General features: G+C 62.0%; 13 protein-coding genes and 1 tRNA gene. 8 read left to right on the top strand and 6 right to left on the bottom strand.

Going from position 1 to position 11,961, the window contains the following annotated elements:
- Positions 1 to 41: 41 nt before the first annotated feature.
- From IVA82_RS19085 to IVA82_RS19075, 3 genes are read left to right on the top strand one after another with little or no spacing between them, the layout of a single operon-like run.
- Entirely contained in the window at positions 42 to 722 is a 681-nt protein-coding gene (locus tag IVA82_RS19085; RefSeq protein ID WP_247386854.1) for an ABC transporter ATP-binding protein, read from the top strand.
- Positions 719 to 1,879, top strand: a complete 1,161-nt coding sequence (locus IVA82_RS19080) for an ABC transporter permease (protein ID WP_247386840.1) — start codon at positions 719 to 721, stop codon at positions 1,877 to 1,879. Before IVA82_RS19085 ends, IVA82_RS19080 begins: the two co-directional genes overlap by 4 nt.
- A 2-nt stretch (positions 1,880 to 1,881) precedes the next feature.
- Positions 1,882 to 3,072: an ABC transporter permease gene (locus IVA82_RS19075; protein ID WP_247386841.1), complete on the top strand. Its 1,191-nt coding sequence runs from the start codon at positions 1,882 to 1,884 to the stop codon at positions 3,070 to 3,072.
- Positions 3,073 to 3,237: 165 nt separating this feature from the next.
- Here IVA82_RS19075 and hisN read toward each other — a convergent pair whose 3' ends face one another.
- The gene (gene hisN / locus IVA82_RS19070; protein WP_247386842.1) at positions 3,238 to 4,020 is read right to left on the bottom strand and encodes a histidinol-phosphatase; all 783 of its coding nucleotides are present in this window, start codon (positions 4,018 to 4,020) and stop codon (positions 3,238 to 3,240) included.
- 554 nt (positions 4,021 to 4,574) lie between these two features.
- Positions 4,575 to 5,465, bottom strand: coding sequence for an N-formylglutamate amidohydrolase (locus IVA82_RS19065; RefSeq protein ID WP_247386843.1), 891 nt, complete (start codon positions 5,463 to 5,465; stop codon positions 4,575 to 4,577).
- A 349-nt stretch (positions 5,466 to 5,814) separates the two neighbouring features.
- Between IVA82_RS19065 and IVA82_RS19060 the strand changes: the two genes are divergently transcribed.
- The 4 genes from IVA82_RS19060 to IVA82_RS19045 all read left to right on the top strand — a co-directional run bounded on the left by IVA82_RS19060 (position 5,815) and on the right by IVA82_RS19045 (position 7,316).
- Positions 5,815 to 6,174 carry a response regulator gene (locus IVA82_RS19060; protein WP_007597092.1) on the top strand — a complete coding sequence of 120 codons (360 nt, stop codon included), beginning with the start codon at positions 5,815 to 5,817 and terminating at the stop codon, positions 6,172 to 6,174.
- A 73-nt stretch (positions 6,175 to 6,247) separates the two neighbouring features.
- Positions 6,248 to 6,322 (top strand) — tRNA-Val (locus IVA82_RS19055).
- Positions 6,323 to 6,526: 204 nt separating this feature from the next.
- Positions 6,527 to 6,742 (top strand): DUF2945 domain-containing protein, encoded by a 216-nt coding sequence (locus tag IVA82_RS19050; RefSeq protein WP_148740709.1) that lies wholly within the window; start codon positions 6,527 to 6,529, stop codon positions 6,740 to 6,742.
- A gap of 34 nt (positions 6,743 to 6,776) precedes the next feature.
- A complete protein-coding gene (locus tag IVA82_RS19045) occupies positions 6,777 to 7,316 on the top strand; it encodes a DUF488 domain-containing protein (protein WP_247386844.1) in 540 nt (179 codons plus the stop codon).
- Positions 7,317 to 7,335: 19 nt separating this feature from the next.
- On the opposite strand, the gene IVA82_RS19040 is transcribed toward IVA82_RS19045, so the two are convergent.
- The 4 genes from IVA82_RS19040 to IVA82_RS19025 all read right to left on the bottom strand — a co-directional run bounded on the left by IVA82_RS19040 (position 7,336) and on the right by IVA82_RS19025 (position 10,442).
- The gene (locus IVA82_RS19040) at positions 7,336 to 8,163 is read right to left on the bottom strand and encodes a carbohydrate ABC transporter permease (RefSeq protein WP_247386845.1); all 828 of its coding nucleotides are present in this window, start codon (positions 8,161 to 8,163) and stop codon (positions 7,336 to 7,338) included.
- Entirely contained in the window at positions 8,160 to 8,855 is a 696-nt protein-coding gene (locus tag IVA82_RS19035) for a sugar ABC transporter permease (RefSeq protein WP_256469672.1), read from the bottom strand. The genes IVA82_RS19040 and IVA82_RS19035 overlap by 4 nt, the downstream gene beginning before the upstream one ends.
- A gap of 175 nt (positions 8,856 to 9,030) precedes the next feature.
- Positions 9,031 to 9,366, bottom strand: coding sequence for a cupin domain-containing protein (locus IVA82_RS19030; protein ID WP_247386847.1), 336 nt, complete (start codon positions 9,364 to 9,366; stop codon positions 9,031 to 9,033).
- A 41-nt stretch (positions 9,367 to 9,407) separates the two neighbouring features.
- Positions 9,408 to 10,442 carry a tripartite tricarboxylate transporter substrate binding protein gene (locus IVA82_RS19025; protein WP_247386848.1) on the bottom strand — a complete coding sequence of 345 codons (1,035 nt, stop codon included), beginning with the start codon at positions 10,440 to 10,442 and terminating at the stop codon, positions 9,408 to 9,410.
- Between the two features lie 101 nt (positions 10,443 to 10,543).
- Here IVA82_RS19025 and IVA82_RS19020 point away from each other — a divergent pair, with 101 nt between their 5' ends.
- Positions 10,544 to 11,455 (top strand): LysR family transcriptional regulator, encoded by a 912-nt coding sequence (locus IVA82_RS19020; RefSeq protein WP_247386849.1) that lies wholly within the window; start codon positions 10,544 to 10,546, stop codon positions 11,453 to 11,455.
- The last annotated feature ends 506 nt before the right edge of the window (positions 11,456 to 11,961 follow it).

The following is an 11,961-nucleotide window of genomic DNA, read 5'->3' as shown; positions in this document are numbered from 1 at the left end:
GATTCCTTGAGAAGGAGACGAGCGTGACAGCCGAGCATCCGATGATTCGCCTGACCGGCGTAGCTAAACGTTTCACCAAGGGAAAGGAGACGATCTCGATCTTCGATCATCTCGACCTTAGGATCCCCCGCGGCGACTTCATTGCCGTCATGGGGCCGTCCGGTTCAGGCAAGACCACGCTGCTCAACCTGCTGGGCGGCATCGACCGCGCAGACGCCGGCGAGATCGCGGTTGCCGACCAGCGCATCGATGGTCTTTCCGAGGGCGAACTTGCCACCTGGCGCGCCGCCAATATCGGCTTCATCTTCCAGTTCTACAATCTGATGCCGATGCTGACCGCGGCGCAGAATGTCGAACTGCCGCTGTTGCTCACCAGGTTGAACCGCAAAGAGCGCGCCGAGCGCGTTCACACCGCTCTTTCCGTGGTCAGCCTCGCCGATCGCACCAAGCACCGTCCGCGCGAAATGTCGGGCGGCCAGCAGCAGCGCGTGGCGATTGCGCGCGCCATCGTCTCCGATCCGAACCTCTTGCTATGCGACGAACCAACCGGCGATCTCGACCGGCAGTCCGCCGACGAGATCCTTTCGATCCTGCAACTGCTCAATGGCGAACTCGGCAAGACCATCGTGATGGTGACGCACGATCCTGCCGCGGCAAACTATGCCAAGCGCGTCCTGCATCTCGACAAGGGCCGTTTCGTCGAACGGGAGCTGGCCGCGTGAACGATTTCGACCTGGTCCGGAAAAACCTGTTTCGCCGCAAATTGCGCGCCAGCCTGATGATCGTGTCGATTCTGATCGCCTTCATGATCTTCGGTGTGCTCGCCGGATTTTACCGCGCCTTTACCGCCGGCGAGGATCGCGCCGCGGCGGACCGGATGATTACCGTCAACAAGATCAACTTCACCCAGCCGATGCCGATCGCCTACTTCAATCGCGTCCGTGCGGTAGAGGGCGTGCGGCAGGTGACCTTCGCCAACTGGTTCGGCGGCTATTATCAGGACCCGAAGAACTTCATCATGGCGCTCGCGATCGAGCCGAATACCTACTTCGACGTCTACCGCAGCGAATTCGAGGTTCCACCCGAACAGCTTCAGGCCTTCATGCGGGACCGCGGCAGCGCGGTGGTCGGCGAAAAGCTGGCGCAGAAGTGGGGTTGGAAGATCGGCGATCGCATCCCGCTTAACAGCAACATCTTCAGCCAGAAGAGCGGCGGCCACACCTGGGATCTCGCCATTGCCGGCATCGTCAAGGGCAAGGCCGAGCACATCGATACTAACTTCCTCCTGTTTCAGTACGCCTATTTCGACGAGACCCGCAGTTTCGGCAAGGACACCATCGGCTGGATGATCCTTCAGACGACCTCGCCTGAAAACAACGATCGGGTGGCTAAGGCAATCGACGCGATGTTCGCCAATTCCAGCGCCGAGACCTCGACCGATACCGAAAAGGCGTTCGGCAAGGCCTTCGCGGCTCAGTTCGGCAACATCGCGCTGATCGTATTGCTGGTGGTCGGCGCCGCCTTCGTCACCATCCTGATGATCGTCGGCAACACGATGGCGCTGTCGATCCGGGAGCGCACGCGTGAGATCGGCGTACTGAAGACCCTCGGCTTTTCTGGCCCGCGCATCCTCGCGATGGTGCTGGGCGAGTCCGTGCTGCTGGCGCTGCTCGGCGGCATTCCCGGAATGGCGATTGCGGGGCTGATTGCGATGGCGCTCCGCAACAGCCTCGCCAACGTCGCGCCCGCTTTTTCGGTATCGCCAACGATCGCGCTACAAGGATTGGCACTGATGATCGCGCTTGGGCTGATCACCGGAATCATTCCGGCGCTCAACGCCATGCGGCTCAAGATTGCAACCGCGCTCGGACGGGGGTAGGCATGCGTTCGCTTTGGCTTCAAGTCGCGGCGGTTACCGCCATCAATCTCAAGAGCATTGGACAGCGGCGCTGGCTCTCCCTCTCGACCGTGATCGCGATCGCCCTGGTGGTGATCGTGCTGCTCGCGTTCCTGGCGATGGCCAACGGCTTCCAGCGCACCATCGCGGGGTCCGGGGCCGACGACATCGCCATCGTGCTGCGGGCCGGCTCGCAGGCCGAGATCAACAGCACGGTGAGCCGCGACCAGGTGCGGCTGATCGAGGACGGTCCCGGCATCGCCCGCGGTAGCGACGGCAAGCCCCTGATCTCGCCGGAACTCTATCTCGTGGTCGACGGCATCAAGCGTTCGACCAAGACCAAGGCGAACCTTCCGCTGCGCGGAATCGGTGAACAGGGGACGAACTTACGCAAGGACATTGCCATCACCGCAGGCCGCATGTTCAACCGAGGCAGCAATGAGGTCGTGGTCGGCAAGGCATTGTTGCGCGAGTTCGAGGGATTCGACGTCGGCTCCACCGTGTCGTTCGGCGCCTCGCGCTGGACCGTCGTCGGTGTGTTCGAGGCCGGGGGCAGCGTGTTCGAATCCGAGATATGGGCCGACCTTAATGTTGTGCAGAGCCTGTTCAACCGCAACAACGTCGTGCAAACCGTGCGCGCGCGCCTCACCGGGCCGGCCGCACTCAACGAGCTCAAGAGCTACAGCGACAACGATCCGCGGCTGAAGCTCGATGTCAAATCCGAAGCAGCCTACTTCGCCGAGCAGGCCTCGCAGACCTCCGACCTGATTCAGAAGCTCGGCTGGCCGCTGGCGATCGCGATGGCCCTGGGCGCGGTCGCCGGCGCGCTTAACACGATGTATTCGTCGGTCGCAGCCCGCGCGACAGAAATCGCAACGCTGCGCGCCATCGGCTTCGGCGGCTTCCCCGCCTTTGTCGGCACGCTCGCCGAGTCGCTTTTGCTCGCCGTTATCGGCGGCCTGCTGGGCGCCGCCACGACCTATCTGATTTTCGACGGCGTCACGGCGTCTACCCTTGGCGGCAACTTTACGCAGGTGGTGTTCGACTTCAAGCTTAGTCCCTGGCTGATCGCCGAGGGCGTCGCGCTTGCACTGATCGTGGGCCTGATCGGTGGATTGTTTCCGGCTGTCCGGGCCGCTCGATTGCCGATCGTCGAAGGCTTATACGCGCGCTGAGCTGGCCCTCATCGCTCGCGCCCGCAGTGAAGAGCTTTCGCGACTTCACGTGGCGCCTTGCGCGTGGCCTTTGCGACCGCGTTCTGGCGGATGCGAGCCCCGGAAACAGAAACGGGATCGCGAGGAGGCGCTTGCGCCAGTTTCTCATCAAGCCCCGCGCATCGCTTATCCGTTGAGCAGTTTCATTGCTTCTTCGTGGACCCGCGCGTCACCGGCGGCGATGATGCGGCCGCCGCCCTGGGCCGGCTTGCCCTCCCAGGTGGTGACGACGCCGCCGGCGCCGGTCACGATCGGGATCAGCGCTGCGATGTCATAGGGCTTCAGCTCGGTCTCGACCACGAGATCGACGTGGCCGGCGGCCAGCATGCAATAGGAGTAGCAATCGCCGCCATAGCGCGACAGCCGCGCGCCCTGCTCAATGCGGCCGAAGATGGCGCGATCGTGCTCGTTCATCAGCAGCGGGCTGGTGGTGTAGGTCGTCGCCTCGCTGAGCGAGGCACAGCGGCGGACCTGGAGCCGGCGCTCGCCGGAGGGACCCTTATAATGGGCCGAGCCGTTGTCGCCGGAAAAGCGCTCGCCGATGAAGGGCTGGTGCATCATGCCGTACACCGGCGCTCCCTTGTGCAAGAGCGCTATCAGAGTGCCCCAGATCGGAAAGCCGCCGATGAAGGACTTCGTGCCATCGATGGGATCGAGCACCCAGACATACTCCGAATCCTCGCGCTCGCTGCCGAATTCCTCGCCGATGATGCCGTGCTGGGGGAAGTTGGCCTTGATCAGCCGCCGCATCACCGCTTCAGCGGCGCGGTCGGCCTCCGTCACGGGGTCGAAATCCTTGGTCTTGCTCTTGTCGTCAATCGACAGCGAGGTGCGGAAGAACGGCAGGATGGTTTCGCCGGACGCAGTGGCGAGCCGTCCGATGAAGGCGGAGAAGTCGATCACCGTCACGGCGTCTCCTCAAAACGAAAGTCGGGTGAAGCTTCGCATCTGCCTACCTCAATTCGCCTGTGACGGGCAGCGCTGTCTTGATTTGCTCCCTGGTATTTTGGATGCCGCACCATGTTTGTCTCAGCGGAGCCATAGGCTGGCCAAATATCGATCATCGAGTTGAATGCTTAGTTCCAGGCTTGCCTCGTTCGTATGCAAATGACAATCAACCCATTGAAATTCCTTATCAAAGGAACTGAATCTGGGTTTCTCTGGAAGCAACCGAGCCATGTGTGTTTTGCATGGGAAACCGCTCAAAAGCCCTTGCACTTTGTGCGGCGCGGCCGCATATTGTTGCGGTGCGGTAGCGCTCTGCGTTACCGCTGCCCTCCTTGGGCGTTTCCTCCCTAGACTTGGGCCGCTTGTTCATAACAAGCGGCCCTTTTTTCTTGCGGCCTTCGTCTTCACTTCAAGCGCACGAAAACGCCAAGCGAAGATTCCGCGCTCGATCCGCTTGGGCCTGTTGCCCGTGTCCGGTCGTGATCCGCGACTTGATCGCGCGGCGAAGCTTGCGCCTATTCGGCCGCGGCCTGGAACGGGCCGAGATCGCCAAACGGGATCGTCGTCGCCAGAACGTCGGCAAGCACCGCGAAATCGGACGCGACCTGAGCGAAGCGCGGGCTGCGCTCGCGCCGCCGCTCGTCCATGTAGATCGCACGGTTCAGCTCGAGCTGGACGGCATGCAGGCCGCTGGCCGGATTGCCGTAGTGCTCGGTAATGAAGCCGCCGGCATAGGGCTTGTTGCGGCCGATCGAATAGCCGAGCCCGCTCATGGTTTCCTCGACCCGGTCCGGCAACAGCGGCGTGCAGCTCGTGCCATAGCGGTCGCCGATCACGATATCGGGCCGGCGCGGCTCGTCACGGGAGACGCCGACCGAGGGCATCGAGTGGCAGTCGACCAGCACCACGGTGCCGAACATCTGGTGCACTTTGTTGATCAGACGGCGCAGCGCGCGGTGGTAGGGCTTGTAGAGCGTCTCGATCCGCGCCAGCGCATCGTCGACCATGATGCGCTCGCGATAGATCTCCTGGCCGTCGCCGACCACGCGCGGGATGGTGCCGAGCCCGCCCGCCACCCGCATCGAGCGGGTATTGGCGAAGCTCGGCAGGCGGCCCGAGAACATCCGCGGGTCGAGCTCATAGGGCTCGCGATTGACGTCGACATAGGAGCGGGGAAAATTGACCCGCACGGTCGGAAAGCCGCGGTCGCTGAGATGGCCGATCAGCTCGTCCATGAAGGAATCTTCCGACCGCCGCAGCGTCGGCAGGTCGATCCGCGAGGTCGTGAGGAATTCGTCCGGGTAGGTCGAGCCGGAATGGGGCGAGTTGAAGATAACCGGCGCGCGCCATTGCGCGGGCTCCACGATCTCGAAGGCTGGCGACGCTTCGCCGACAAACCGGGTCATCTTCTCAGGCTTCGTCCCTTCGCGCCGCAAGATCCGGAAAGATCCGGCAAGATCCGGATCGAATCGATTCGGCCGGTCGAGCGGCTCTTATGTGTCCTCATTGTCCGGAATCGCAACCGCCCTGCCAAGCGAAAAGATGCGATCGGCACTGGAACGTATCTTAACCCTGCGGGGATGGAGGAGGGTGTCTCTGAGCCGCTCGATTGCTTCCAGCCGCATTCGGGTTCACAAGGGGCGCTCGCACAGCTCGCCAAGGGTTTCGCTGAGGGTTAAAGATTTTCACCCGAAATTTACCCTCTGTCGGGCTTAGTGACCGCTGCTGATGCCTTGGGGATTCAACGTTCCTGCCATGCCAAAAATCCTGCTCGCCGAAGACGACAACGACATGCGCCGTTTCCTGGTCAAGGCGCTGGAAAACGCCGGTTTTCAGGTCTCGTCCCATGACAATGGCATGGCCGCCTATCAGCGGTTGCGGGAAGAGCCGTTCGAGATGCTCCTGACCGACATCGTGATGCCGGAGATGGACGGTATCGAGCTCGCCCGCCGGGCCTCGGAACTCGATCCCGACATCAAGATCATGTTCATCACCGGCTTTGCCGCGGTGGCGCTGAACTCGGATTCGGACGCCCCCAAGAACGCCAAGGTGCTGTCCAAACCCGTGCACCTGCGTGAATTGGTGAGCGAAGTGAACAAGATGCTGGCCGCCTAAATCCGCCTGTTCCGTCCTTGCGCCGGCTCTCCTGAGCCGTTATAGGGACCCCACCCGATCTAGACGATCTCTAGGGCACGTAGCTCAGCGGGAGAGCACTACCTTGACATGGTAGGGGTCACAGGTTCGATCCCTGTCGTGCCCACCATCCTTCGCTCGCGATAGCCGAGAGAAGGATGCCGCGCCGAAGCCCAACGGGCTCAGGCGGGCTTGTCGCCGCGAGCTACGGCGCGGCAAGCCACGATCCAGGCAATTTCGATGCGAAGCGTGTCCGGCGTAGCTCGCAGAGCGTAGACGGACTGGCGCGTCTTGCTCACTGGAACACCCACACGCGCTCCGGCATTGGTTCGCCGTGCCGAAAACTTTCAAGAGCGGCGATCACGTCAGCTGGAATTCCGAGGCCGGCCGGGTGCGCGGCCATATCCTGCGCGTGCACACCAAAGACGTCGAGTACAAGGGCTACGTCCACCATGCCAGCCCGGACGATCCGCAATACGAGATCAAAAGCGACAAGACCGATCACGTCGCCTTGCATAAGGGCCGTACGCTGCGCTTGCTGCGGAACTGACGGGCCGCGGGCAATCTGACAGCTGGGGCGTCTCATGGCTCACCCGTTCTTCACGATCGGCCACGGCACACGTCCGATCGGTGAATTCGTCGCATTGTTGCAGGGCGCCTCCGTCACGTTTGTCGCCGACGTTCGCGCGGTGCCCCGCTCGCGCACCAATCCCCAATACAACCGCGAGACCCTGCCGCAAACACTTGCGGCCGTTTCGATCGGCTATAAGCATATCGCCTCGCTCGGCGGCCTGCGCAGCCGCAAGCGCGAGGTACCGCACCAGACCAACGCCTTCTGGCAGAACGACAGCTTTCACAATTATGCCGACTACGCCGTAAGCGAGAGCTTTCGCGAGGGGCTCGCGCATCTGCGCGAACTCGGACGGGCGCAGCGATGCGCCATCATGTGCGCCGAGACGGTATGGTGGCGATGCCACCGGCGGATCATCACCGATTACCTGCTCGCCGCCGGCGAGAGCGTGTTTCACATTATGGGACCTGGGAAAATCGAGGAGGCGGCGATGAACTCGGCCGCACGCGTCCTGCCCGGCGGCCGCTTGAGCTACCCAGGCCCGGATCCGTAGCCGCCTGCATTGTCTTCTGTCACCCCTTGACCGCGCCGGCGGTGAGCCCGGAGACGAGATAGCGGCGCACCGCCAGCGAGAAGATCAGCACCGGCGCCATCACCAGCGAGCCGCCGGCGGCGATCTTGCCCCATTCCCAGCCCTCGTAGTTCATGAAATTGACCACAGCGACCGGCGCGGTGCGCGCATTGGTGCGGGTCAGGATCAACGCGAAGAAGAAGTCGTTCCAGGCATAGAGGAAGCAGAGGATCGCGGTCGCGGCGATGCCCGGCGTCACCATCGGCAGCACGATTTTCGTGAACACCGTGCGCGTCCGCGCGCCGTCGACAAGGGCTGCTTCCTCCAGTGAGACCGGAATGGTGTCAAAGAACGGCTGCATCATCCAGATCACCAGCGGCAGGTTGAAGCTGGTGTAGACCAGCACCAGACCGGTAATGGTGTCGAGCAGCCCGATCCAGCGGTAGAACAGGAAGAATGGAATCGTGAACGCGATCGGCGGCGCCATGCGCGTCACCAGGATGGCAAAGCCGAGCGCGTGCTTGCCGCGCCCGGCCCAGCGCGACAGCGCGTAGGCCGCGGGCACGCCGAGCAGCAGCGCAAGCGCGGTCGAGAGCGAGGCGCTGAGCAGACTGTTGACGAAGGACGCCGAGAACGCGCTGTGCCACAGCGAGATATAGTTTTCGAGCGTCGGCGTGAACAGCAGGGGCGGCGGGAATTGCAGGATCTGGTCGTTGGATTTGAAGCTCATCTGCAACAGCCACAGGAACGGCGAGAGCAGGACGAGCAGCGTTGCAATGATCGCGACCAGCCGGCCGGGTGTGGCGCGGCGTCCAAGGCGTCCGCTCATGCCATCGCCTCCCAGCGCCGGCCCATCCAGACCAAGCCAAGGCTGATGCCGGCAACGAGCAGCAGCATCACCACAGTCACGGCGCTGGAATAGCCGATCTCGTTGGTGTCGAAGGCGAGGAGGTAGGCATAGTAGTTCGTGACCTCGGTGAGCGTGCCCGGCCCACCGCCGGTCAGGAGGAAGATCAGCGGGAACGCCTTCACGCTGTCGATCAGGCGGAACATGCCTGATATCACCAGGATCGGCATGATGAAGGGCAGGGTGACGTACCAGAAGATCTGCAGGCGGCTCGCGCCGTCAACGAGGGCGGCTTCCGAATATTCGTCCGGAATGGTCTGCAGCGCCGCCAGCACCATTAGGAAGGTGAAGGGCAGCCACTCCCAGGTGTCGGCGATGATGATCGCGGTCAGCGCGAAATCGACGCTCGAGGTCAACGCCGGCATCGCGACATGTAGGGCTTGCGCGGCGTCGTAGAGCGGGCTGATGTCGGGCGTGTAGATCAGCTTCCAGATCACGGCGACGACGATCGGGGGCAGCACCATCGGAATCAGGAAAGAAGGTGCGCGCGAATTCGACGAAGCGCGACGGGATGTTGAGTAGCAGTGCCAGCGCCATGCCGAGCAGGACCTGGAACAGGACGCCCCAGAACGAGAGCCTGGCCTGGACCAGCAGCGAGTTGATTGTGCATCCAATTCTCTGTGCGGTGTCGCTTGGTATGCTCGTGCATGCGTTGTGGTGCCGGTGTGACAGAAGTCGCAAGCCCTAAGTCGTGCAGCTATCCCAGTTCAGTGTTCGCGAGCTGTGATACCTTCCACTTCTCAGTAGCCACGATGACCTTACTGAAGTCGCGGGGCGAGCCGCCCGTCATCAAGTGAGCGGGACAAAATCGTGCTCGCCCATGCCCTGCAGGACCAGAAATACGGCCGAGATGTCACCGGCGTTAGCGATCAGGTGAGGACGTCCCGGACGAACAGAATAGGTCATACCGACCGTCAGGCACACCTCTTCTTCGGGCTCTCGCGCAAGAACACGTATCGCTCCGCTGATGATGTAGAATGTATCCTGCGCTTCCGTGTGGTAGTGCCAAGGTATCGTTTGGGTCGGACTGATCTGCATCTCTGCGATCCGGAAACCGGGCCGAGCGGCGTGAAGGGCGCGACGTTCAACTTCATATGTCCGGAGTGGGGCGTTCAGCGGCTGCATGTGAACTCTCTCCAATTCTGCGCAACATGCGGAGGCTAACCTCATTCCGGCTTGATATTGGCCAACCGGATCACTCTGCCCCACTTCTCGGTTTCGTCGGCAATTATCTTGCCGAAATCGGCGGGAGAGCCGCTAAGTGCGGTGCCATCCAGGTGCGTAAGCCGTGCCTTGAAATCGGGATCAGCGAGTGCGGCGTTGATCTCCTTGTTGAGCTTGTCGATGATCTCGATGGGCGTGTTCCTGGGCGCTCCGAGACCAAAGATCGAGCTTGCCTCATAACCCGCGACGAACTCGCCTATCGTCGGGATTTCCGGCAGCGCCTCCGAGCGCGTTGCCGTCGTTATCCCGAGCGCGCGCAGCTTGCCGGCCCCGATATACCCAACCAATATGGCAAGGTTCGTGAAGAGGACCTGCACCTGACCACCGAGTAGATCGGTGAGCGCGGGCGCCACGCCGCGATAGGGCACATGCTGGATGTCGAGGCCGCCGGCCTCTTGCTTGAATAGCTCGGCGGTGATGTGGGTGATCCCGCCGACGCCGCCCGACCCGTAGAAGAGCTTGCCCGGGTGCGCCTTGGCATGGTCGATGAACTCGGGAAGCGTCTTGGCCGGTACCGAGGGATGGACCACCATGACGAGGGCACCGCGGATCAAACCAGCCACAGGCGCAATGTCCCGAATGAAATCGAACTCGAGCTTTTCGTACAGCGTGGTGTTGATCGCGTTTGGCGTGCCGACGAGGAGGAGCGTGAGGCCGTCTGGCGCTGCGCGCACGACCGCCTCGGTAGCGATATTGCTACCGGCGCCCGGCCGGTTCTCGATGACGAATGGCCGGCCGAGCCGCTCCGACAACCACTGTCCGATCAGACGCGCGAGGATGTCATTCGGGCCGCCAGCGGCAAAGCCGACAATAATATGCACCGGCCGCGAGGGATAAGAATACGCCCAAGCGACCGATGAGAGCGTGGGGAGCGCAGCAGCACCCGCTGCAAGGTGGAGAAGTTGGCGTCGGGAATGTGTCACTAGCTTGCTCCTCCCGTGCCACCTATACCCGGCCCGCTCCTGAAGCGCCAACATAGTTGATGCCGCCATACCTGCATAAGGCTATTATCTGATGAGATCATCTCAAACCGGAAATGGGTGGCCTCATGCAGATGAGCGATCGCATCGGAAGCCGCATGAAACTGCAGGATCTGCACGTCCTCATGGCGGTGGTGCAGGCCGGCAGCATGGGCAAGGCAGCGCTCATCTTAAATACGACTCAGCCAAATGTTTCGAGAGCAATCGGCGATCTCGAGCATACGCTCGGCGTCCGCCTGCTCGACCGCCATCAGCGAGGAGTTGAGCCGACGGAATGCGGCCGCGCGTTGCTGAATTGTGGAACGGCGGTCTTTGATGATCTTCGTCAGGGCGTGAGGCACATCGAATGTCTTGCCGATCCGAGCGCTGGGGAAGTGCGAATTGGCAGCACCGCGTTCTTGGCCGCAAGCTTCGTTTCCGCGCTGATAGATCGGCTCTCGCGGCGCTATCCGCGGATCGCATTTCATCTCGTAACCGGATATATAGAGCCACTGCACCAGGAGCTGAGCGAGCGCAAGGTTGATCTGTTAATCGTGCGAAGTCCCGGCCCGCATCCTGACGAGCGGCTGGACTTCGAGTTTCTTTTTGATGATCGCTATGTCGTAGCGGCGGGTGCAAAAAATCCATGGGCCCGGCGGCGCAAGATCCAAATCTCCGATCTGGCAAGGGAGCGTTGGGTCCTGCCACCACCCGAAAGCGTGATCGGATCAATCATAGCGGAAACCTTTCGTGCCAGCGGGCTTGATTACCCCCGTGCGACAGTAGTCACTGATTCCCCTCACACGCGGGTTAGCCTTTTGGAAACAGGGCGGTTTATTACGGTTTTCCCGGCTTCGGCACTGAGGCTTCTCACCAGGGGCGCGGCGCTCAAGGTTTTGCCCGTTGAACTGCCAATGGCCCGACGGCCAAACGGAATCGTTACCCTAAGAGATCGCGCCCTCAGCCCGGTCGCGCAGCTCTTCATTGACAGCGCCCGTGAGTTCGCAAAGCCGATGGCGAAACGAAAATGACAGACGGCATCTCCTTTTTGGCCCTTCGCGGATCAACGATAACGTCGTCTGTCGCACCGCTGCTAGCGACTCGGTTTCCTTCAAAGCAAAGGATTGCCCGAGGGGCAAACCTGCGCGATTGACCCGAATGTATGGTCCGGCCGCGCGTTGCAAGAGGTTTCGTCAACCTGGCAGATGCGGTCTTGCATCAATGTATCCGGCCTCTGATTGGAGCGTGTTGTGCTCCGGGCCATCATGGATATCAGCGCGCATTCGAGCTGATTAGCGGACAGGCCTCGAAGGGGCCATTCGGGTCACCAGTGTTCGCATGCGCCGGGAAGACCGATTCTCCATCGTCGTCTCAATCCTCTCGCAGACCTCGGCGGGTAAGGGATGTTGGTTACGTCATCGATAGCTCCTCACTTCGCACTGTTCCTTTGTTCGTGCCTGGCGGTCGTTCCTTCGTCCCGGCCTGCGCGCGCAGACGCGCCGCGCGCAAGGGCCGTCAAGGCCGGCCGTCGTGCTGT

It is taken from the genome of Bradyrhizobium sp. 142, from assembly GCF_023074015.1.
In the GTDB taxonomy this organism is placed as follows: domain Bacteria; phylum Pseudomonadota; class Alphaproteobacteria; order Rhizobiales; family Xanthobacteraceae; genus Bradyrhizobium.
Note: the sequence above shows the minus strand (reverse complement) of the source record. Positions and strands in the feature narration are given on the sequence as shown.